Source organism: Oceanimonas pelagia (assembly GCF_030849025.1).
Lineage (GTDB): Bacteria > Pseudomonadota > Gammaproteobacteria > Enterobacterales > Aeromonadaceae > Oceanimonas > Oceanimonas pelagia.
Window position 1 is genome coordinate 3,280,327 of the sequence record NZ_CP118224.1, and the last position, 22,517, is coordinate 3,302,843.

At 60.3% G+C, this 22,517-nt stretch carries 19 protein-coding genes; 15 read left to right on the forward strand and 4 right to left on the reverse strand.

Going from position 1 to position 22,517, the window contains the following annotated elements:
- Window positions 1–101 precede the first annotated feature (101 nt).
- Entirely contained in the window at window positions 102–452 is a 351-nt protein-coding gene (locus PU634_RS15720) for a RidA family protein (protein WP_306761752.1), read from the forward strand.
- A 118-nt stretch (window positions 453–570) separates the two neighbouring features.
- On the opposite strand, the gene gdhA is transcribed toward PU634_RS15720, so the two are convergent.
- Window positions 571–1,923, reverse strand: a complete 1,353-nt coding sequence (gdhA, locus tag PU634_RS15725; RefSeq protein WP_306761753.1) for an NADP-specific glutamate dehydrogenase — start codon at window positions 1,921–1,923, stop codon at window positions 571–573.
- A 226-nt stretch (window positions 1,924–2,149) separates the two neighbouring features.
- On the opposite strand from gdhA, the gene gspE reads away from it, so the two are divergent.
- Genes gspE through gspD form a run of 11 tightly spaced genes read left to right on the forward strand, consistent with a single transcriptional unit; the run spans window position 2,150 to window position 12,225 of the window.
- The gene (gene gspE / locus PU634_RS15730) at window positions 2,150–3,862 is read left to right on the forward strand and encodes a type II secretion system ATPase GspE (RefSeq protein WP_306761754.1); all 1,713 of its coding nucleotides are present in this window, start codon (window positions 2,150–2,152) and stop codon (window positions 3,860–3,862) included.
- A 1-nt stretch (window position 3,863) separates the two neighbouring features.
- On the forward strand, window positions 3,864–5,084 hold the full coding sequence (locus tag PU634_RS15735) for a type II secretion system F family protein (protein ID WP_306761755.1): 1,221 nt from the start codon (window positions 3,864–3,866) through the stop codon (window positions 5,082–5,084).
- Window positions 5,085–5,108: 24 nt separating this feature from the next.
- Entirely contained in the window at window positions 5,109–5,537 is a 429-nt protein-coding gene (gene gspG / locus PU634_RS15740) for a type II secretion system major pseudopilin GspG (RefSeq protein WP_306761757.1), read from the forward strand.
- On the forward strand, window positions 5,506–5,976 hold the full coding sequence (locus PU634_RS15745) for a GspH/FimT family protein (RefSeq protein WP_306761758.1): 471 nt from the start codon (window positions 5,506–5,508) through the stop codon (window positions 5,974–5,976). The genes gspG and PU634_RS15745 overlap by 32 nt, the downstream gene beginning before the upstream one ends.
- The gene (locus PU634_RS15750) at window positions 5,969–6,370 is read left to right on the forward strand and encodes a type IV pilus modification PilV family protein (protein WP_306761759.1); all 402 of its coding nucleotides are present in this window, start codon (window positions 5,969–5,971) and stop codon (window positions 6,368–6,370) included. The genes PU634_RS15745 and PU634_RS15750 overlap by 8 nt, the downstream gene beginning before the upstream one ends.
- Window positions 6,367–7,041, forward strand: coding sequence for a prepilin-type N-terminal cleavage/methylation domain-containing protein (locus PU634_RS15755; protein ID WP_306761761.1), 675 nt, complete (start codon window positions 6,367–6,369; stop codon window positions 7,039–7,041). Before PU634_RS15750 ends, PU634_RS15755 begins: the two co-directional genes overlap by 4 nt.
- The gene (locus tag PU634_RS15760; protein WP_306761763.1) at window positions 7,019–8,005 is read left to right on the forward strand and encodes a type II secretion system minor pseudopilin; all 987 of its coding nucleotides are present in this window, start codon (window positions 7,019–7,021) and stop codon (window positions 8,003–8,005) included. Before PU634_RS15755 ends, PU634_RS15760 begins: the two co-directional genes overlap by 23 nt.
- Window positions 7,942–9,015, forward strand: coding sequence for a PilN domain-containing protein (locus PU634_RS15765; RefSeq protein ID WP_306761765.1), 1,074 nt, complete (start codon window positions 7,942–7,944; stop codon window positions 9,013–9,015). Before PU634_RS15760 ends, PU634_RS15765 begins: the two co-directional genes overlap by 64 nt.
- Window positions 9,012–9,620: a type II secretion system protein GspM gene (gene gspM / locus PU634_RS15770; RefSeq protein WP_306761766.1), complete on the forward strand. Its 609-nt coding sequence runs from the start codon at window positions 9,012–9,014 to the stop codon at window positions 9,618–9,620. Before PU634_RS15765 ends, gspM begins: the two co-directional genes overlap by 4 nt.
- On the forward strand, window positions 9,617–10,141 hold the full coding sequence (locus PU634_RS15775; protein WP_306761768.1) for a type II secretion system protein N: 525 nt from the start codon (window positions 9,617–9,619) through the stop codon (window positions 10,139–10,141). The genes gspM and PU634_RS15775 overlap by 4 nt, the downstream gene beginning before the upstream one ends.
- A complete protein-coding gene (gene gspD, locus PU634_RS15780) occupies window positions 10,138–12,225 on the forward strand; it encodes a type II secretion system secretin GspD (protein WP_306761769.1) in 2,088 nt (695 codons plus the stop codon). Before PU634_RS15775 ends, gspD begins: the two co-directional genes overlap by 4 nt.
- An 82-nt stretch (window positions 12,226–12,307) precedes the next feature.
- Here the strand turns inward: gspD and PU634_RS15785 are convergent, their stop codons facing one another.
- Complete coding sequence (locus tag PU634_RS15785; RefSeq protein ID WP_306761770.1) at window positions 12,308–13,372, reverse strand: vWA domain-containing protein; 1,065 nt, start codon at window positions 13,370–13,372, stop codon at window positions 12,308–12,310.
- A 556-nt stretch (window positions 13,373–13,928) separates the two neighbouring features.
- Here PU634_RS15785 and PU634_RS15790 point away from each other — a divergent pair.
- On the forward strand, window positions 13,929–15,200 hold the full coding sequence (locus PU634_RS15790; protein ID WP_306761771.1) for a hypothetical protein: 1,272 nt from the start codon (window positions 13,929–13,931) through the stop codon (window positions 15,198–15,200).
- A gap of 68 nt (window positions 15,201–15,268) precedes the next feature.
- Window positions 15,269–17,287 carry an MSCRAMM family protein gene (locus tag PU634_RS15795; RefSeq protein ID WP_306761773.1) on the forward strand — a complete coding sequence of 673 codons (2,019 nt, stop codon included), beginning with the start codon at window positions 15,269–15,271 and terminating at the stop codon, window positions 17,285–17,287.
- A 59-nt stretch (window positions 17,288–17,346) separates the two neighbouring features.
- Here PU634_RS15795 and PU634_RS15800 read toward each other — a convergent pair whose 3' ends face one another.
- Both PU634_RS15800 and PU634_RS15805 read right to left on the reverse strand, forming a co-directional pair.
- Complete coding sequence (locus PU634_RS15800; protein ID WP_306761775.1) at window positions 17,347–18,579, reverse strand: Ig-like domain-containing protein; 1,233 nt, start codon at window positions 18,577–18,579, stop codon at window positions 17,347–17,349.
- Between the two features lie 822 nt (window positions 18,580–19,401).
- Window positions 19,402–20,787, reverse strand: a complete 1,386-nt coding sequence (locus PU634_RS15805) for a sigma-54 dependent transcriptional regulator (protein WP_306761777.1) — start codon at window positions 20,785–20,787, stop codon at window positions 19,402–19,404.
- A gap of 115 nt (window positions 20,788–20,902) precedes the next feature.
- On the opposite strand from PU634_RS15805, the gene PU634_RS15810 reads away from it, so the two are divergent.
- Window positions 20,903–22,516, forward strand: a complete 1,614-nt coding sequence (locus PU634_RS15810; protein ID WP_306761779.1) for an ExeA family protein — start codon at window positions 20,903–20,905, stop codon at window positions 22,514–22,516.
- Window position 22,517 lies beyond the last annotated feature (1 nt).

Genomic DNA, 22,517 nt, shown 5'->3' on the forward strand with positions numbered 1-22,517 from the left:
CCCCGGTTGTTTGGCATTGCTGCATATCTGTGGTTTACAACGCTGACCGTGGCGGTAAGGTCGTGTTTTTACCACCGACATAACCCCAAAGAGAGATACAAATGACTATTGAACGCCAGCAGATCGGCCAGCGCATGAGCCGTATCGTCAAGCACAACGGCACCATCTACCTGTGCGGTCAGGTATGCAAGGACGCCACCAAGGACATTACCGAACAGACGGTAACCATGCTGGAAAAAGTGGACGAGTTGCTGCAGGAAGCCGGCTCCGATCGCGAGCACATTCTGTCCGCCACCATTTACCTGAAGACCATGGCCGACTTCGCCGCCATGAACGCGGTATGGGACGCCTGGGTGCCGGAAGGCCATGCCCCGGCCCGGGCCTGTGTGGAAGCCGCCATGGCCCGCCCCGAGCTGCTGGTGGAAATCTCCGTGGTGGCCGCCGAGGCCTGAAGATAAAACGCAACATGCCGGGACCAGCCCGGCATGTTCAGTCTGCAATAACCACTGCCACAAAAAATAAAAGCCCGGTCTGCCGGGCCTTTAGACGTTATTCGAAGGGAGCTGGCGGTTACACCACGCCCTGCTCGATCATGGCGTCGGCCACCTTGCGGAAACCGGCAATGTTGGCACCCAGCACCAGGTTGTGGGGCTCGCCGAACTCGGCGGCGGTTTCGCTGGCGCTCAGGAAAATGTTCTTCATGATCACCTTCAGCTTCTCGTCCACTTCCTCAAAGCTCCAGCGCTGCATGCTGGCGTTCTGGGCCATTTCCAGCTGGCTGGTGGCCACACCGCCGGCGTTGGCCGCCTTGCCCGGGCCGTAGCTGATCCTGGCATCCAGGAACACTTCCACCGCTTCCTGGGTAGAGGGCATGTTGGCACCTTCAGACACACCGATCACGCCATTGGCGATCAGGGCCTGGGCATCGGCTTCGGTCAGTTCGTTCTGGGTGGCACAGGGGAAGGCCAGCTGGGCCGGAATGCGCCATACCGCATGGCCGTCGGCCGGGTAGTCGGCGGCGGGAATGAACTTGGCTTCCGGATGGGCGGTCACGTACTCGTTCAGGCGTACCTTGCGCACTTCCTTCAGCTCCTTCAGGGTCTCCAGGTTGATGCCGGTCTCGTGATAGATGGTGCCGCTGGAGTCGGAGCAGGTCACCGGAATGGCGCCCAGCTGATACAGCTTTTCGATGGTGTAGATGGCCACGTTGCCGGCACCGGACACCAGGCAGCGCTTGCCGGCCAGGGTGTCGCCCTTGGCTTCCAGCATGTACTGGGCGAAGTAAACGCAACCGTAGCCGGTGGCTTCCTTGCGCACCAGGGAGCCGCCCCACAGCAGGCTCTTGCCGGTGAACACGCCGTCGTAGTTGCCGGTCAGGCGCTTGTACTGGCCGAACATGTAGCCGATTTCACGGGCACCCACGCCAATGTCGCCGGCGGGTACGTCGGTGGTCGGGCCGATGTGACGGTACAGCTCATTGATGAAGGACTGGCAGAAGCGCATGATTTCGCCGTCGGACTTGCCCTTGGGATCGAAGTTGGCGCCACCCTTGCCGCCGCCGATGGGCAGGCCGGTGAGGGCGTTTTTGAAAATCTGCTCAAAACCAAGGAACTTGATGATGCCGGCGTTCACGCTGGGGTGAAAACGCAGGCCGCCCTTGTACGGGCCCAGGGCGGAATTGAACTCGATGCGGTAACCCTTGTTCACCTGCACGTTGCCCTGATCGTCCACCCAGGGCACCCGGAACATGATCTGGCGCTCGGGCTCCACCATGCGCTCGATGATGGCATGCTTCTTGTACTTTTCGTTGGTTTCGAGAATGGGCTGCAGGGAGTCGAGCACTTCCTCTACGGCCTGGTAGAACTCTGCTTGCGCCGGGCTGGTCTTCTGCAGTTTGACAATGGTGTCATGGATATACGTCACGATGTCTTCCTTGTTATTGTTTCTAAACCTCTATTGGGGATGCACCTTTACGAGACCCCGCACTATTGAAATATGGCGCCGCGCTCGGGTCAATGACTAATTTTCAAATACATATACTAAAAAGAAGAATATTTATGCTTCCTTAGAACTTTGAGCCTGATCACAGCCTTTCTTCAACCTGTCGCCGGCGGTCTATGCTTGATCAGAACACAGGGAGGCAATCGATATGGATGTCAGCGGAGCCTGGTCGGCACGGGATCAAGCCCTCGGCCAAAAACTGATCGAGCAGGGCCAACTCACCGACAAGGAGCTGAGCCGGCTGACACGCATGCAACAGGGCCAGCAGGAAGCCGTGCCCCTGCCCCGTTTGCTGCTCAACCTCGGCATGATGTCGGAGCGGGAGCTGGCCCGTACCCTGGCCGAACTGCATAAGCTGCCTCTGACCGAAACCGACCGCTACCCCCTGGCCCCGCCACTGGAGCACCCCCTGCCCTACCGTTTTCTCAAGGAGCACCACCTGGTACCCCTTTATCAGCAGGACAATACCCTGGCGCTGGCCATGGTGGATCCGGACGACGACTTTGCCCTGCAGGCCATGGCCATGCTCTGCGGCCAGCCGGTGCGGGCCCAGGTGGGTGTCGGATCGGAAATAGACGCCGCCATCGAGCGGCTCTACGGCGAAGGCCAGAGCAAGATGGGCGACATACTGTCGGCGGTGCAGCAAGAGGAGGAAACCGAGGAACGCATCGCCCAGCTGAAAGACATGGCCAGCGAGGCGCCGGTAATAAGGCTGGTGAACCTTCTCATTCAGAAAGCGGTGGAGCTGAGGGCGTCGGACATTCACGTGGAGCCCTTTGAAAACCGGCTTAACATTCGTTACCGCATCGACGGCGTACTGCAACAGGGCGAGGCGCCGCCGGTGAACATGACCCCGGCCATTATCTCGCGCATCAAGATCCTGGCCCGGCTCAATATTGCCGAACGCCGCCTGCCCCAGGACGGTCGCATCGAGCTGAAGGTGCAGGGCCAGGATCTCGACATTCGGGTGTCCACCGTGCCCACCATGCACGGCGAAAGCCTGGTGATGCGCCTGCTCAACCGGGAAAGCGTGGTGCTCGACTTCGACGCCCTGGGCTTTGCCGGCGACACCCGCCAGCGGTTGCAACAGGTACTGGCCATTCCCCACGGCGTGCTGCTGGTCACCGGCCCCACCGGCAGCGGCAAAACCACCACCCTCTATACCGCGCTGAACCGGCTCAATACCACCGAGCGCAAGCTGATCACGGTGGAAGACCCGGTGGAATACCAGATGGAGGGCATTAACCAGATCCACGTCAAGCCCGCCATCGGCCTGACCTTTGCCAGCGCCCTGCGCGCCATTGTGCGCCAGGATCCGGACGTGATCATGGTAGGGGAAATGCGCGATCTGGAAACCGCCCGCATCTGCGTGCAGTCGGCGCTCACCGGCCACCTGGTGCTGTCCACCCTGCACACCAACGACGCCGCCAGCAGTGTCACCCGGCTGCTGGAAATGGGGGTGGAAGACTACCTGCTCACTTCCACCCTCAATGGCGTGGTCGGCCAGCGCCTGATCCGCGTGCTCTGCCCCCACTGCAAGGAAGGCTATGAACCGCTGCCGGAGCTGGTGCGCGAGCTGAAGCTGGAACCACTGGTGCCCGGCGAGCCGCTGCGGCTGTTCCGCCCGGTGGGCTGCGGCCACTGCGCCCACACCGGCTATCACGGCCGGCTGGCCATTCAGGAGTTGCTGGTGATGAACGATGACATTCGCAAGCTGGTGCTGAGCCATGCCGACGCCGGCCAGATCCAGCGCGCCGCCGTGGCTGGCGGCATGCGCACCATGTATGGCGACGGCCTGCTCAAGGCCCGGCAGGGGATCACCAATGTGGAAGAGGTGATTCGGGTTACCCAGGAGGCCTGAGATGGCACTGTTTCACTTTCGGGCGGTCAGCCACAGCGGCGAGGAGCAGGAAGGCCGGCTGGAAGGGGCCGATCAGCAGGCCATAGTACTGCAGCTGCAGCAGAGGGGCCTGATCCCCCTCAGCGTGAAGCCCGCCGGCGAACGCAACACCGGCCTGCTGAGCATAAAGCTCGGCCCGGGCCGCAACGGCACCAGCGAGCGGCAGATTCAGGCCCTGACCCAGGATCTGGCGGCCCTGCTCAAGGCCGGCGTGCCCCTGGAACGGGCCCTGGGCATCATGATCCAGGTGCGCAACCGCAACGACGACACCCGCCTGCTCAGCCGCATTCGCGAGGGCATACAGCGCGGCCAGGCGCTGTCGGCGGTGCTGGCGGAGCAAAACGCCGGCTTCTCGCCCTTTTACCTCAACATGATCCGGGCCGCCGAGATCTCGGGCAACCTGGAGCAGGGTCTGGCGGATCTGGCGCAATATCTGGAGCGCAGCCGGCTGTTGCGGGACAAAGCCCTGTCGGCCCTGATCTACCCGCTGATCCTGCTGCTGGTGTCGGCGGCCTCGCTGCTGATCATTCTCACCTACGTGATCCCCCAGTTTCAGCAACTGTTTGCCGACATGGGCCAGGCCATGCCCCTGCCAACCCGCATTGTGATCGACACCGCCGATTTCATCAAACGCTTTGGGCTCTGGCTGCTGCTGGGGCTGCTGCTGGGGCTGCTTTATGCCCGCCGCCGGCTGCGCGAGCCCGGAGTGCGACTGGCCTGGCACACTCTGCTGTTGCGCCTGCCCCTGGCCGGCCCGCTTATTCAGCGGCTGGAGGTGGCCCGCTGCAGCCGCAGCCTGGGCACCCTGATGAAAGGCGGCGTGCCCCTGCTGGCCGCCCTCGACATCGCCCGCCAGACCCTGGGCAACCAGCAGCTGATGAAGGTGCTGGCGGAGGCCGGCCACGATCTGAAAGAGGGCAAACGACTGGCGGAGCCGCTGCAGGCCTCGGGCCGGTTTCCGCCCCTGGCCATACAGATGATTCGGGTGGGCGAGGAAACCGGCCAGCTTGAAGACATGCTGCTGCGGGTGGCCGACACCTACGACCGGGAAGTGGAAAACGCCATTCAGCGCCTGCTGACCATACTGGAGCCGGTGCTGATCCTGGGACTGGGGGTGCTGATCGCCGGCATTATCATTTCCATGCTGGTGGCCATTCTCGGCATTAACGAACTGCCCATATAAAGTGACCCATCCTGGGAGGTAAATGTGCGTTATCAACCTAAACCATTCGGACTCGGCTTTACCCTGCTGGAACTGCTGGTGGTGCTGGTGATCCTGGGGCTGCTGGCCAGCCTGGCGGGCCCTCAGGTGCTGCGCCAGCTGGGCGGTTCCAAAACCAAGACGGCGGCGCTGCAGATCAAGGAGCTGAGCACGGCGCTGGATCTTTATCGCCTGGAGGTGGGCCGTCATCCCACCACCGCCGAAGGACTGGAAGCCCTGATCAGCGCCCCCGCCGGTGCCAGGGGCTGGAACGGCCCCTATCTGAACAAGAAATCGGTGCCACAGGACCCCTGGGGCAACGACTACCAGTATCGCTCTCCCGGCCAGCACGGCGAGTTCGATCTGTTCAGCCTGGGGTCCGACAATCAGCAAGGAGGCTCGGGTGAAGCTCAGGATGTGGTCAGCTGGGAGTAACGCCACCGGCTTTGGCTTTACCCTGCTGGAACTGCTGGTGGTGCTGACCATCGCCGTGCTGGCGCTGGCGGTGGCCCTGCCCCGCTTTGCCGCCCTGCTGCCCGGCGCCGAGCTGAAAAGCTATAGCCGGCAAACCGCCGCGCTGCTGCGGCTGGCCCGCAGCCAGGCCATAGCCACCGGTGAGCCGGTCACCCTGACGCTGAACAGCGAGCAACGGCAAACCCAGTTGTCGGGGCAGGCCCGGGGACATGCCTGGCCGGCGGCCGTGACCTTGAGCCTGTCCGGCACAGGCCCGCTGCCGGTTCCCGATGTTCCCGCCGGGCTGGTGTTTTACCCCGATGGCGCCAGCAGCGGCGGCACAGTACGGGTAGCGGGCAACGGCCGGCACTACCGCATTCGGGTCGACTGGCTCACCGGCCGGGTGGTTTTCGATGACTAGCCCCCGCGCGCGCCAACACCAGGCCGGCTTCACCCTGCTGGAGGTGCTGGTGGCCTTTGCCGTGCTCACCGTTACCCTGGGGATACTGCTCAATCTTTTTTCCCTGGCGATTCAGACCAGCCGGACCGCCCAGGATCAGCAAAAGGCGGTGCTGCTGGCGGAGTCGAAACTGGCGGAGCTGGACGCCGGCGCGACCCTGCGCCCCGGGGTGGAGCGGGGCGAGTTCGACGACCGCTTTGCCTGGGAAACCCGCATTGAGGAATACGACAGCAGAGCCCTGATGGACAACCAGACCCTGCTGCTGCCCTACCGGCTGTCGGTGGTGGTGAGCTGGAGCGACCACCGCCGCTATGAACTCGCTACCCTGCGGCTGGTGCGTACGGAGGCCCGATGACACGCTCGCGCGGCTTTACCCTGCTGGAGCTGATGGTGGCCCTGAGCCTGCTCACCCTGCTGGCGGGACTGATGTTCGGCGGCTTTCGCATTGCCAGCCGCGCCTGGCAGACCGTGGACGAGCACAACACCGAGCTGAGCGAAACGGTACAGGCCCAGCGCTTTCTGCGCCGGCTGCTGGCGCGCAGTGAAGCACGCCTGGTGCCGGAAACCCGCAACACCTCGCTGCTGTCGTTCCAGGGCGATGAGCGCTCGCTGATTTTTCTCTCGGCCCTGCCCCAGCGCCACAGCCGGGTCAGCCAGACCGCCTGGTTCTACCTGGCGCTGGACGATGCCGATCCCGAGGCACCCTGGCTGGTGCTGAAAACTCAGCCCCTGGCCGGACTGGACGAACCCACCCCGGAGCAGCCGGACCTGATCTTTGACTGGTACCAATTGGTGGATGACTTTCAGCGCCCCGACGGTACACCACCGCTGCTCATCCTGCCCGCCGACGCGTTCAGCCTGGAGTATCTGCCCCGGGAGGAAGACGGACTGCAACCCGGCTGGCAGGGCGACTGGCAGCAGCAGGAGACGCTGCCGGCACTGGTGAAGCTGCAACTGAACGACCACTGGCCGGCGCTGGTGGTGTCGCCCGGAGAGCAACCCCATGTTATCAAGCAACTCGAATAGGCAGGGGGGCATCGCCCTGATCAGCGTGCTGTGGCTGCTGCTGCTGCTGACGGTGCTGGCCTCCGGGCTGTCGGTGAACAGTCGCAACCAGGCCCGCCAGAGCGGCAACATTGCCATTGCCACCCGGCTGCAACAAGGCGCCGAGGCCGGCCTGCAGCTGGCGCTGCTGGCCCTGGCCCAGAGTGCCGAACAGCAACCCTGGCTGGCGGATGGCAGCCTCCACGGCGTGCCGTTCAACGACATGGAAGTATACCTGGCGCTGTTCAACGAAAGTGGCCGCATCGATCTCAACACCGCCGGCCCCGAACTGCTGAACGGCCTGCTGGCCACGGTGGAGCCCGACGACGCCCTGCGCGCCCGGCTGACCGACGCCATTATGGACTGGCGCGACGGCGACGATCTGCGCCGGCTCAACGGTGCCGAGCTCGACGATTACCTGGCCGCGGGCCTGGACTATGGCCCCGCCAATGCCCCCTTCACCTCGGTGGAAGAGCTGCAAAAGGTGCTGGAAATGACCCCGGAGCTGTACCGGCAAATTCGCCACAGCCTGACCCTGCGCAATCCGCGCCCGGGCATCAACCCCCAGTTCGCCCCCCGCCAGGTGCTGCTGGCCCTGCCCGGGGTAAGCGAGGCCACGGTGGATCAGTTTATTGAAGACAGACGCGCCCGCTTTGAGGCGGGCCAGCCGCCCCCGGCCACCGAGCTGTTTCCTTCCGGGCTGCTCTCTGGCGGTGCCCCCGGGGTTAACTACACTATTTATACCGAAGCCCGAATGAATACGGTATATCGCTACCGGCTGACCGCCAGCCTGCTTAACCGCCGTGGCCGGCCCCTGGTACTGAAAGCGGAGCAGGAATTCGTTCCGCTGTTTACCGACATTCCCCCTGACGGAGACGCCCTATGGATGGGGAGCAAACTGCCCGCCGGCTTGGCCGGTATGGCCGCCACCTGGCGCAGCAACTGACCCGGTTCTGGAACTGGTGGCACCGGCAATTGCTGGCCTCGTTACCGCATGGCCTGCGCCAGCGCCTGTTTCGTCCCGGCCAGCAGCTGTGCATTTATGCCGGGCAGGATCAATACCGGTTGCAACTGCAGCCCGATGGCGACATGCGGGCACTCTTCGGCATGTCTTCCGCGGAACGGCAGCAACTGGTGCAAAAGGCCGAGCAGGTACGATTGTGCCTGCCCGCCAGTGAACTGCTGCTCACTCAACTCACCCTGCCCGCCGCCACCGCCGGCAACCTGGAGAACGTGCTGCGCTTTGAAATGGACCGGCACACCCCCTTTAACGCCGATCAGGTGTATTTCGGCTTTGCCGTGGCGCCCCGGGAGAAAAACAGTCCGCAACTTCAGGTGAGCCTGCTGCTGGCCCCCAAAGCCAACATTGATGGGCACCTGGCCGAGCTGGCCGGACTGGGGCTGTATCCTGCCCGGCTGTGTGCGGCCGATCGGGCCGAAGCCCCGGTCATTGCCCTGCCCGTTCCCCCCGATGGCGCCGGCCGCAACGGCCGGCTGAAAAACCTCAACGGCGCCCTGGTGCTGATCATGCTGTTTTTGCTGATTGCCGTGCCCCTTTACCATCGCCAGAACCGCATCGACGGCCTGACCGCCGAACTGGAACAGCCCCGCCAGCGGGCCGAGCGGGCCGCGGCCCTCAAGCGCGAACTGGCCGCCCTGCAGGACAGCCGGGATTTTCTCTCCCGAAAAAGAGCCGAACGCCCCCCCACCCTGCCACTGCTGAACGAACTCACGCAGCGGCTGCCGGATCACACCTGGCTGACACGGCTGGAGCTGGACAGCGACACCCTGCAGATACGCGGCGAGTCGGCCAGTGCGTCTGAGTTGATAGGCCTGCTGGAAAACTCTGCGCTGTTTACCGATGTGCGCTTCAGCTCGCCGATCACCAATAACCCGGCCACCAACAAGGATCGCTTCATGATCACCGCCCGCCTGGGTGAAGGGGGAGCGCCATGAACCTGGATGCCCGCCAGCAAAAATGGCTGGCACTGGCCCTGCTGGCGCTGGTGCTGGTGCTGGTGTTCAGCCTGATCATCAGCCCCCTGTTCAGCCTGTTCTGGCGCCAGGGGGAACGGCTGGAGCAACTGGAAAGCCAGCTGGCCCGCTACCAGCGCCTGGCCGGCGAGCTGGAGCAGACCGAGCAGCAGTTGCAGCAACTGAGGGCCGCCACCCCCAACGACAACCTGCACCTGCCCGAGCAGCGCCCCGCCCTGGCCCAGGCCTGGCTGCAGCAATACCTCAACCGCCGGGTGGCGCAAAGCGGCGGCCAGCTGGTAAGCATTCAGAATGCCCCCGCCGGCTCCGAAGGCCCGCTGCCGGAAGTCATGCTGCGGGTGCACCTGCGCAGCGAGCTGAGCGAGCTGGTGCCACTTATTCACGCCATTGAGTCGGGCACACCCGCGCTGTTTATTGAGGACCTGGTAATCACCGCTTCACCCCGGCGGGCGCGGGTGCGCAACAACCGGGTGGTGGCCCGCCGGCAAAATGCGCAAGTGCGGGATATTCCGTCCCTCGACGTGCGCTTCAACCTGCTGGGGTATACCCGCCAGGAGGCCCCATGACGCACACTTCCTGGCCCCTGTTGCTGATGCTGTGGCTGCCGGCGGCACTGGCGCAGACCACCGGGCAGACACCGCCGGAGTATCCGCCCCTGGAGCAGTTTGAAAGCATGCTCGAGCGGCCCCTGTTCAACGCCTCCCGGCGGCCCGAAGCCGGCGAAGACGATAACGGCCTGAGCGAAAGCGCCGCCGAAATGCGTAAAAAATGGCGGCTGAGCGGCGTGGTGTGGGAAAACGATCAGCAACTGGCGCTGTTCAGCGAGCGGGAAGGCGAAGGCCGGCAGCGCCTGCGGGCCGGCATGTATCTGGACGGCAACTGGCAGCTCGACGACATTGCCGAAGACAGCGTTACCCTGAGCGACAACGGCCAGACGCTGCGGCTGGAACTGTGGGAGCCGAGAGCGCCGTCCACCCGGCCACTGCCAGAGCAGCATGCACAGCCGCAGGCCGACGAGCCGACCGAGCAAAACAACAACGGCGATGCGCCGGACACCGAACAGGGAAGTAACGGGGAGTCATCATGAACAGGTTTTCATTACCTCACTGGCTTGGCGCCAGCCTTATTTGCACCCTGCTGGTGGCCTGCACCACCCCCACCGGCGACCGGGCCGCCCCCGACAAACCCTGGGGCAAAAAAAGGGTGAGCAGCAGCTACGATCCGGTGAAGCTGCCCGCCGGCGAGCAGGCCACAGACCGGCTGCCCGCCAGCCTGACTCCGGCACCGGCAGCCACGCCCGCCACCCGGGCCGAAATTTACCGGGGCTCGGGCAACTTTATGCGCCTGAGCCAGGCGCCGCTGGCGGCGGCACCGGCCCCCGGCGACGTGACCCTCAACTTTCAGGGCTCCGACATTGCCGAGGTGGTGAAAACCATACTGGGCGACATTCTGCAGCTGAACTACTCCCTCGACGAACGGGTGCGCGGCCAGGTGTATCTGCAAACCAACCGCCCCATTCGCCAGGATGATCTGCTGCCCACCCTCGAGAGCCTGCTGCAAACCCACGGTGCCGCCCTGGTGCACAGCAACGGCCTGTTCAATGTGGTGCCCGCCGGCGAAGTGCCGCCCTCGGCCCTGAACCCGCGCCTGACTCCCACCGCCGAGCGCGGCTACCAGATGCTGATTGTGCCCCTGCGTTACATTGGCGCCCGGGAAATGGAAAAGATCCTGGAGCCGGTCAAGCCCCGCCAGGGGGCCATGATGGTGGACGACAGACGCAACCTGATCACCCTGGTGGGCACCCGCGACGAGCTCACCAATATTCGCGACACCGTGAACCTGTTTGACGTGGACCAGCTGCGCGGCATGTCGGTGGGCCTGTTCCGGCTGCAGGCCAGCAGCGCCGACGTGATGGCCAGCGAGCTGCAGGCCATTTTCGGTGACGAGGCCGAGGGCCCGCTGGCGGGCATGGTGCGCTACCTGCCCATAGAGCGACTCAACGCCCTGCTGGTGATCACCCCTCAGGAGCGCTACCTGACCGACGCCCGGGTGTGGATAGAGCGGCTGGACCGGGCCGAGAACCCCCGGGGCCTGAACATGTACGTTTACCACGTGCAGAACGGCAAGGCCGATCACCTGGCCGAGCTGCTCAACCAGTTGTTCGACAGCCAGCGCCGCAACAGCGCCGGCTCGCCCCTGCCGCCGGCGGCGAGCAGCAGCGAGGAAGGCAGCCCGGTACAGATTGCCACCGGCATAAACGCCGCCAACCTGGACGTGGGCGAAGTGAGCGTGATTGCCGACACCGAGCGCAACGCTCTGGTGGTGATGGCCGCCAGCGCCGACTACGAGAAGGTGGAGCAGGCCATCAAACGGCTGGACCAACTGCCGCTGCAGGTGCTGGTGGAAGCCACCATCGTAGAGGTGAGCCTGGAAGACGAACTGCGCTACGGCCTGCAATGGTATTTCAAGAACAGCCTGGGCGGCGGCCGCACCGGCGTGGGTGCGGTGGGTGCACTGCCCATTCCCTCGCCCTTTGACGGTGGCCTGGACGTAAGCGCCAGCTACGAGGTGTTCAACGCCGCCGGCACCCGGGCCCTGCTTCAGGCCCTGGCCAGCGACTCCAAGGTCAACGTGATCTCCTCGCCCTCGCTGATGGTGCTCGACAACCAGAAAGCGCTGATCCGCGTGGGCGATCAGGTGCCCATCCGTACCTCGGAAACCACCAACCTCAACAGCGACGTGGGCAACGTGACCAGCACCATTCAGTATCGCGACACCGGTGTGCTACTGGAAGTGACGCCGCGGGTAAACGCCGGCGGCATGGTGGTGCTGGAGCTGGTGCAGGAGGTGAACGACGTGGCCGCCACCACCAGCTCCAACATTCAGTCACCCACCATAACCCAACGCAAGATCGACACAAGAGTCGCGGTGCAAAGCGGTGAAACCCTGGTGCTGGGGGGCTTGATTCGCGAGAACACCACCCGCGACAGCCAAGGCGTACCCGGCCTGCGCCACGTGCCGGTGCTGGGCTGGCTGTTCGGCAGCAGCGGCACCAACACCCGCCGCACCGAGCTGGTGGTGCTGATCACCCCCACCGCCGTGGCCAACGCCATCGACGCCCGCGCGGTAACCCAGGAATACCGCAGCAAGCTGCAGCAGGTGGCGATGTAAAAAAGGCCATCGCTGCAAAGCGATGGCCAATTACTTTCAAAGCAAAAACAGTGTACGCAATGCGATGATTGATGGCTTTTCATCAGGGCATCAAACGCATCACATCACTGGCTTCGAATTCAACTTCTTCGTTTTCATCGTTCAGGTATTTACCACTGATGCTGATCAAACGTGCTTCACGCTCGTTCACCTCGCCCAGCTGACCAGCCACACACTGACTGTTGAACTTCAGGGTCAGATCTGTCCAGCCATCGGCTCCCTCTGCGGTACATTCATTCTCCAGCACCGGCTCACTAAAGCCGCCGTCATAGGGTGTGGCCACATCTTCATAAGACCAGCGCAGGGCCTCACAGTCGCCGGCCATTTTAACGGTATCGGGCAGAATGCGGGAAACATCAAATTCTTCCGATCCCAGAATAGCCACCGGAATTACCCCTTTCTGAGTCATTTTCAGCGGATTGGGGCAGGAAGTGGGCTTGATATCCACCTTCACCGGTGCTGCCGCAGCAACACAGGCGGTCAGTACCGCTTCGAGAACAGGGGTAGCATCTTCCTGGAATGAAGCCAGATTGAAAAGCTGCCCACCGGTAGCATCGGCGAGAGGCTGAGCTTCGGTAAAAAGGCCGCTCGGCATAATACCAAAGAAGATACCCCCTTCCGCCGTCATGGCATCAATCGCATTTTGCCGGGTTACTGTACCCTGAGCCGGCGTTTCATCGGTAATCAGAATGTTACAGTAGGGCGCGCCGGTAAAGCCCAGCGAATCTCCATCCACGGTATCGGTAGCCGACTCGACCACCGCCCGGTAACCTTCCTCAAAGCCCCCGTTGGCCACCAGCTCATTCACCGCTGTCTGAAAGGCGGTACTGTCAGTGGTCAATGGTGAATGCAGGTGTGGCGCCTGACTGGTACCGTGCCCACTTTTGCTGGAACCATATCCCACCAGGCCAACATGAGATCCTGCCGGCAGGGCGTTAAAAATGGTCACCACATTAGCCTTTACATCGGCAATTTCCCCCCCCATAGAGCCGGATTCATCGATTTTAAAAACCACGTCTATGCCCTGGGCATAGACTCCGCCGCACGCCATGGCCACCGCCAGGGCGCAAATCGTATTACGTGCTTTTTGTTGCATATGTTTCATCATTTTGCCTGCTATCTATGTCAGTTAATAACGCAGAGGCAATAAAACTTGCTGCCAGCTATCGCACTCTCTTCACTGAACACAAAACCTCTCCGTGCTTAACAAAGGTAAAAAATGGCCCAAAACCAACGGAACCACGCAGCTCAGCTGAGGCAATAAATGTACCGAAAACATAAACAGCTGAATCAGCAGGATTTATAAAAAACAAAACAAAAAAAAACAAAAAAATGTAAACAAAATGCAACATTAAAGCTGACTAAAAAAAACAAAAAACATAAAAAACAACAAGTAAAGCGAACTTAAAAATGTATCAAAATGCTAACACCACCAATAAAAAACATAATAATCAATACTTTATAAAGCCATCATATCTTTTCCTCATCAGCCTAAAACCTTGAGGAACACTCTCCCCCTGTTTCACAAGTGAAACAACTTCCGCATATTTATACTTCCCACAATCAACAAAAATTAAAATAACAACATATAAATCAACATCTTATTAATTATGGTTCGTTATATGCAGTAAACCCGTAAATAATAACCGTCTTGGAGCAACACAATGATACAGGAAACGGTTTCACCGAATCAGGATGATGCCTTCAGCTGGATTATCGGGCTGCTGGCGCTTGGGCTGGCTGCATGGCTGATGTATGAAGCCTGGTTCGAGCCACCTTCTCCCCTGACAGTGACACAAGGCTCACAGGTGAAAAGTGAGATTCAAAAAGATACAACTCTCTCAGCTCCTCACTTGCCATCTCAAGTTTATTCACCCACTTACAAAGCCGCTCCCCCTTCAACCTTGCCTTCCTTAACCGCCAGCGGGCTGCTGGAGCAACTGACCTTGTGGCAGTATCAGCAAGTAAACACTCTGAGTGCCGACGACATTCGCCAGATAAACAAGGAGCTGACTCAACTAGCCAGCTTGGGCGAAAGTGCCATTCCGGTTATTCATCAGTACCTGAACAGCGGCCAGGATGTAGATTTTCAGGCTTTCGGCAATGGGCAGAACTTAAGCCAGCCATCGTTACGCTTGGCCCTGTTCGAAGTGCTGCATCGTATCGGCGGAGATGAGGCGGAATTCATCTGGGCCGAGTCACTCGGTAGCACGAGTATTCCCCAAGAGATCGCTGTACTGGGCAAATACTTGGAGGAACGGGCCCCCGGCTACTACCGCAGTGATATCATCACCGCCGCTCGGGAGGCGTTTTATCTGGCCACTGATGAAGGAATCGGCGGCCGGGATGCAGGGCCGCTGTTTCAGGCATTCAAAAGCTATGGGGATTCCGCCCTGGTGCCAGAACTGGAACAGGTGTCACAACTCAAATGGGGTCAATATGCAGCCGTAGCCTTGGCCGGTCTCCCCGATGGTCAGGGCATTCCCAGCTTGGCCCGTCAGGTACAAGGCGCTTCACCGACTGACTTAAGTGCTCGTTTTGCCCTGCAGATGCTGGCTCAGCAAGCGGATCACCCTGACGCTCAGCAAGCACTGCTGGGGAGTCTGCAACAACAGCTTATCCAGGATTACCTGTGGCCCGAGATGGCCGGGCTGCTCGCCGGCACCTACCACATCCAGATCGCGGCTCCATCCAACGCCGTTCACCCAACGACAGCTCGGCTCCGCTCCACCAAGAAGATGACATCACTCACCCCGGGAGGAGGACAGCGGTTGTATGGCATGCACTACTTCCAGACCACCCTGAGCGAGGAACAACTGCTTCCCCGCCTCAGATTGATAGAAGCAATGTACCAGGAAACATCCAACCCCAAAGCAAAGCGAGCCCTGGAGCAAGCCTATGACGTCATTTGGGCCGCATTGGCTATCCAGGAATAAACGGCAGGCCAAAGTTCTACTTTGGCATTTTTTAATCCCCAGAATCACGGAATCAGGAGAGTCTGACAATGAAGACGCTTTCGACCAAGAAGAAACTAACGGTGCTAATGGTTAGCGCCATGCTGGGAACCAGCTTGTTAGCCACAGACGCCCAAGCCGGCCACTACCAGCGGAGTCTGGAGGGCAGCCAATTTGAAATCGATACCAACGCCAATCTGATATTGGATGCAGGCTTGACACTGGACTGGGCAACTGTTGCCAGTGGCCCAGACCCTAAATATGCAGAGAAGGACGATGCGCCGACCGGCAAAAATGACGACTCCTTCTCCGGGGGGACCAAGGAGGATACCCAGAACCCTAATACCACCACAGGTTCCATCCCCAACAACAAGAGTGATTTGCTAAAGTTCGGCGCCTTCCAGGAAGGCACCCAATTCCTGCATCTTTACTGGGCCAGAGTACAGAATCCCTCCGGCACCACCTTGATGGATTTCGAGTTCAATGCGGGTGATCAGGGGCTGGGCAGCAATGGCTTCCCCATCCGCTCCGCCGAGGATCTGCTGGTGGAATACAAGCTGGCCCAGGGGGGGACCACCCCCGAGTTGTTCCTCTATGAATGGCTGACGGAAGCTGCCCAGGGCAGTTGTGAGGCCAGCAACAAATACCCCTGTTGGGGTAATATGCAGAGTTTGGCCGGTAAGGCCAGCGGCAGTATCAATACCTCCGGAGCCAATGCGGCCAGTATCGGTCTGGGCACACTGGATCCCTTTACCTTCGGTGAAGCCAGTATCGACCTGTCCAAGGTATTCCCTGCGGGGGAATGTAAGTCCTTTGGCTGGGCCTACCTGAAGAGCCGCTCATCAGACTCCTTCAGCGCCCAAATGAAGGATTTCATCGCACCGACCCCGGTCAACATCACCAACTGTGCCAACGTCACCGTCATCAAACAGGACGATGCCACTCCCCCCAAAGCCCTGAAGGGAGCCGAATTCGAGCTCTACTTCGATAATGGCGCCACCTCGGGCGTCTTCGATGACCCTGCCGTCGTCGGTCCCCCTCCCACCGGCGATGAAAGTACCACCGAAAAACGTACCACAGGCGATGACGGTAAGGCGGTCTTCACCGATATAGAGGCCGGTGACTACTGCGTGGTCGAAACCAAGGCCCCTCCCGGCCATAATCTACCGGCGGATCCTGATTTCTACGAATGCTTCACGCTGGTGGCAGATAGTGATCAGAGCTTTACCTTTACCAACCCCCGCAAGCCCGCCAAGGTGGTGATCACCAAAAAAGATGATGCTTCACCGGCCAATACGCTGGGTGCAGGCTGGGAGTTCACCCTCTTTGTCGATAGCAATGGAGATGGGGACTTGGATAACGGTGAACCAATAGCCAAAGATGCCAACGGGGTAGATTACAAATGCACCACCGGTGTAACCGGTATCTGTACCATCTCGGACATACTGCCTCCGGGAAAATACTGTGTAGACGAAACCGTAAACGGCGCCCCCGGCTTGTACGGCGATGCGGCACCTCAGTGTTTCGATCTGGTCCTGGACCAGAGCAAATCACTGACCTTCGTCAACCCCAGGCTGAGAGGCGCCATCAAGGTCATCAAAACCATCAAGCACAAGGCAGCCGCCTCGGGCAGCAAACCGCATAGCGGAGTCAGCTTCACCGTCAATGGCGTGACCAAGGCAACCGATGCCAACGGGGAAGCCTGCTTCGATGGGCTGCTGATGAGCGCCGTCTCTGGGGTAGGCGATTACGATGTAGTGGAGACAGTACCCGCCGGCGCCAACTTTAGCGCCGCAGGAGCCACCACCAAGAAGGTGACCGTCAATAACGCGGCCAAGTGCGACGATGCTACCTATGTGGGTGAAACCGTGACCTTCGTCAACCTGCCGCTGACCGACATCAAGATCAGCGTCGACTCCCTGATCGATGGCGCGACTCAAACTAACATCCAATGCGTCAACACCGGAGGCACCACCACCAATACAGACAATACCGGCGGTGACTTCGAGGTCGCCTTACTCAAACGCGAACCCGGCATCTATACCTGTACAATTAATGTCGATCCCTAACCTGGGGCAGTCGGGCAAGTCGAAGGGCGGGTGTACTCCGCCCTTTTTTATCGGCAATTTTATTTCGCCGATACCCAGACGACAGGACTGGTCGTAATCTGGCCGGCACCATCGGTCACCCGGATGCTGAGCTCATGGTCACCGCTACGCTTGGGGACGTTCCAGGAGCATCGATAGAAGGGAGAGACATAACCCATTGCCGGGACGGGGTCCGACACATCACAGAGTGTCTTTCCGTCTACCAGGTATTCCACCCGGGTAATGGCGGCATTATCCCAGACGTGCCCCTTAATCTGGTAATAACTACCTCTTGTCACCACACCCCCTTCGACCGGCGAGATCACCCGGGCAGTGGGTGCGATAATATCCTTCACCATCGGCAGGACTTCCCCTTCCAGGCCGGTAACAATGGCCAGGTCTTCCGGCCCCACATAGCCGTCGCCGTCCAGATCGTAGCGGCGCCAAGGATAGTCATTGTTCCACATATACTCAACATCACTCGTATTGGGGCTGATGGCCTCCAGTGGGATGCCGTTGCCCTCGCCCTGATGATTACTGATGATGGCTATATCCAGAGCATCCACCATGCCATCGTCGTTCAGATCGGCGGGGGAAGAGTCGATCTCATCACCACTGTCCAAGGTAGACACATCCGCGCTCAGATAATTGCTTCCCCAGAGGATATAGGGTTGGAATATGTCACCGATATAACCGATGGGATACACCAGGCTGGCCATGGTATGTTCCAGGCTATCGTTCCAGCCATCATTGTCCGCATCGCCGTTGATACAGCGGGGAAAGTAATGGATGGGCCAATCGTTCTCGCTACGCCCCTCCAGCACGATATCGGTGGCCGTGGTAGACCCCACATTGGTAATGGTAATGCTGTATACGGTATTGCTGTCGCTGTAGTAGGGGAACATGCACAACTGGGCGGTATTACCCACCACCGGCGCTACTATGCTCTTTCCTTTCTGACTGGCATCCCAGCTAGTGAAGTCGGCGGCTGGCACCTCGCTGGATAGCTCCAACTCGCCACCCTGCCAGGACAACACGGCCGAGACGACTGCAGGATGGTACTGACAGGCGGCATACTGAGGAGTAAAGGTAAAACTCTCCCCCGGTTTCAGACCGCCTATTGCTTTCCAGGTAAATTCATCATCCTCTCCCAGGCAACTGTTATCGCCCGAAAGATCGCGAAAGTTGTAGTGTTCGGAAACGATAGACATAGGTTCGAACGAAACCTGCTCCTGATTTCCTCCGCCCTGATGCTTAACCGGCTTGGCAGCCATCGCTTGCGGTACCAGTAACAGGGCAAGAGCACTACCCAGCAATATGGTTCTACTAAAGAGACGAAATGATTTATCAGGGGTTATTAAGGCAATAGCAGACCCTGGAAGGCGCATTGGTTTCTCCCAAAAAAATGCAAAAGAATGCTCGCTCCAATAAAGGAGTCATTCAAATCTTAATTAAGAGTTTTTTTGCCAGAAGAATAACCAAACGGCTCTGGCAATGATGACTGATTGCACACAAGAGTGAAACTCAAATGGTGCTTCAGCAACCGAACGGCGGGCACTATAACATTCAAAAGTGATTATTTTTTATTCCATAATGCTATAAAAATAACCACACTGACCAGAAATATGACAATGGGTTTCTAATGAATATGATCATAAAATGTTAAGTCGTTCATTCCGCTGGAATAAAATAATTGTCTATTTATTAGCCAGTTAAACGTAAACATGCATTATCGTTATCACCGGACGGACAGAATTTGACGAGGCCATAGTCAATTGAAACGTTACTGTTCCGTTTGGGTTTATTGAAAGCGGCTGGGCTCATCCCAGAGAATAACGGGAAAGGGGCAATGGATTTTGGGGTAATAGCGGCAACACAAAAAAGGCCCTGCCCGAATCCATACCCGAACGAGTTTTTTATTTCCGGCACCGTGCCTTGTTCTGGCATGTTTCATGATTCCCCCTTGCCGTGCATTACAAGGGGAACTACAGCAAGTTTTACACCAGAATGAATTATTTGTTTTTTTTCAAAAAGTTGGTTTTATTCATCCGGCCCGGGCCAGCATAAAGTGTTAACTGCGGGAAACAGGATCCGGCTTATTTCGGCCCCGGCAGCCGGTGTTTTTCCATCAGCCGGTACAGGGTGACCCGCGAGACACCCAGCAGCTTGGCCGCCGCCGACACATTGTTGCCGGCCTTTCTCAGGCTGCGCCGAATGACCTGGCGCTCGGCCTGGTTGCGGGCTTCTTCCAGGGTGGGCACGGCCTGCTCGCCCCCGCACTCCAGCCCCAGATCCACGGCAGTGATCAGGCGGTTATCGCTCATCACAATGGCCTTGCGCACCCGGTTGATCAGCTCCCGCACGTTGCCGGGCCAGTCGTGGCCGTTCATGGCGGCAATGGCCCGGCGGCTGAAGCCCCTCACCTTATGATGGCGCCCTTCGGTGAACTTGCGAAAAAAGAAGTTGGCCAGCAGCTCAATGTCGCCTTCCCGCTCCTTGAGATCCGGCACCTCTATGCTGAGTACGTTAAGCCGGTAATAGAGATCTTCCCGAAATCCGCCTTCCTTCACTTCTTCTTCCAGATCCCGGTGGGTGGCGGCAATCACCCGGGCATCGATATACAGGGTTTCATGGCCGCCCAGCCGCTCTATGGTTTCTTCCTGTAAAAAGCGCAGCAAATTCACCTGCAGCGACAGCGGCAGATCGCCGATTTCGTCGAGAAACAGGGTGCCGCCGCCAGCCGCCTCAATGCGGCCAATCTTGCGGCAATGGGCACCGGTAAAGGCGCCCTTTTCATGACCGAACAGCTCGGCCTGAATCAGGTTTTCCGGCAGGGCGCCGCAGTTGAGCGCCACAAAGGGCCCCTTGCGGCGATGGGAGCGCTGATGAATGGCCCGGGCGATCAGCTCCTTGCCGGTGCCGCTGCCACCGGTGATCAGCACGGTGGCATCCACTCCCGCCACCTTGCGGATCTGGCTGAAAACCAGCCGAATGGCGGGGCTGGCGCCCACCATCTGGCATTCTTCGCGGTAGCGGCGCAGCTCGTCTTCCTGCTCCCTAAGCTTTCCCAGGCCCCAGGCATGGCCCAGGGTGGCACACAGGTAGGGCGCCTTGTCTTTCAGCGGCAGGGTGTAATAGTCGAAAAAGTAGTCGTAGATCAGCGCACTGGTGGCGCCGTCCTTCACATGACCGGCATCGATCAGGGCAATCCAGTTCAACGGCGGCGCGTTCTCCACCAGCCGTTCAAGGTCGCCCCGTTGCTCGTCGCTCAGTTCGCCAATATGAGCCAGTGCCACCTGAAAGGGCTCCTGGTTCAGCGCCGAGCAGGCCTCGGTAATGGAGTGGGTCCGCACCACCCGCCAGTTTTCCAGCCCGGCCAGGGCCTCGGTCTCGGGCTGCGACGACAAATGCAGATAGAGCACCGTTCTTGTGGCCTCCGGCGCCGGGGCGCCCCTGTGTTGCTTGTTGAGTATGGTTGCCATTTATTCGACCTTCCTGGAACGAATATCAGTGAGTCTAGTACAGCCGCCGCCCGCCCCGGGTAAAGCCGGCGGCCGGCGGCTATATTTAGGAAGGTTCACAGCCAGGGACGGAATCATGTACAGCGACTATTTCGGGTTAACGGACTTGCCCTTTTCCATTGCGCCGGATCCCCGTTACCTTTACCTCAGCCAGCAGCACAGGGAGGCACTGGCCCATTTGCAATATGGCCTGAGCTGCCCCGGCGGCTTTGTGCTGCTCACCGGCGAGGTGGGCACCGGCAAAACCACCGTATGCCGCTGCCTGCTGGAGCAAGTGCCACAGCACACCGAACTGGCCTTTTTGCTTTGCCCCGGCGCCACCGCCACCGAGCTGCTGGCCGCCATTTGTCAGGAGCTGAAGCTGGCGGTGCCCGAGCGGCCCGATGTGCGCACGCTCACCGGAGTGATCCATCATTATTTGCTGGAGTCTCACGCCGAAGGGCGCCACACGGTGCTGATCATCGACGAAGCGCAAAACCTGTCGGTGGAGCTGCTGGAGCAGATCCGTCTGCTCACCAACCTGGAAACCAACACCCACAAGCTGTTGCAGATCATGCTGCTGGGCCAGCCGGAGCTGGCGGAAAAACTGGCCCGGCCCGATCTTCGGCAACTGTCGCAGCGCATTACCGCCCGTTATCACCTGGCACCGCTGTCGTTTGATGAACTGTGCGCCTACATTGCTCACCGGCTGTCGGTGGCGGGCATAGAGGCACAGCTGTTTCAGCCTGCCGCCCTGCGCCTGTTGTATCGCCTGACCGGCGGCGTGCCCCGGCTGATTAACGTGATCTGCGACAGGGCCCTGCTCGGTGCCTTTGTACAGCGCCTGCCCAGAGTGGACTCGGCCACGCTTGAGCGGGCCGCGGTGGAGGTGCTGGGCCGCCAACCTTACCGCCGGCGCGCACCGGCCATGGCCGCCATGCTGCTGGCGCTGCTCACCGGCCTGGCTCTGGCGGGCTGGCACTATCGCAGCCAGATGCCGGAATTTGCCGGGTTGGCGGAGTCGCTGGCCTACCCCGCCAACCCGGTACCGGCCGAGCCCGAGGCCGAAGAGCAGCCGGCCGAAATGCCCGCCACCGCCCCGCCGCAGCTCCACTGGCCGGAAATGGACACCGAGCTCAGCCAGGTCATGGCCTACCAACAGCTGTTTGCCCTGTGGCAACTGGATTACGATCCGGTTCAGCATCCGGTGGTGTGCCGCTATGCCCGCAGCCAACAGCTGGACTGCACCATGCAACAGGCCGGCCTCGCCACCCTCAGGGCACAAAACCACCCGGCGGTGTTCCGCCTGGAACGACCGGGTCACCCGGCCCTGTATGCCACCCTCACCGCCCTGAATGACGAGCAGGCAACCCTGATCATTGGCGGGCGCAGCCTTCTGTTGCCACTGACACAACTGGAAGCCTGGTGGCCCGGCAGTTATGTAATGCTGTGGCAGCCGCCACCTCAGTATCAGGGCCCGCTGCACACCGGCAGCCGGGGCGAAGCGGTGCCCTGGCTGGAGCGGCACCTGGCCGAATGGCGCCGCCGCCCCGTGCGCCCCGCCCAGCCCTATTACGACGCGCAGTTAAGCTCGGATGTGCGCGCCTTTCAGCAAAGCAAGGGGCTGACGCCCGACGGCATTTTCGGCCCCCAGACCGGTATTTATTTCAGTGCCAGCCTGCTGGCCGGACTGCCCCGGCTCAGCGACTAAC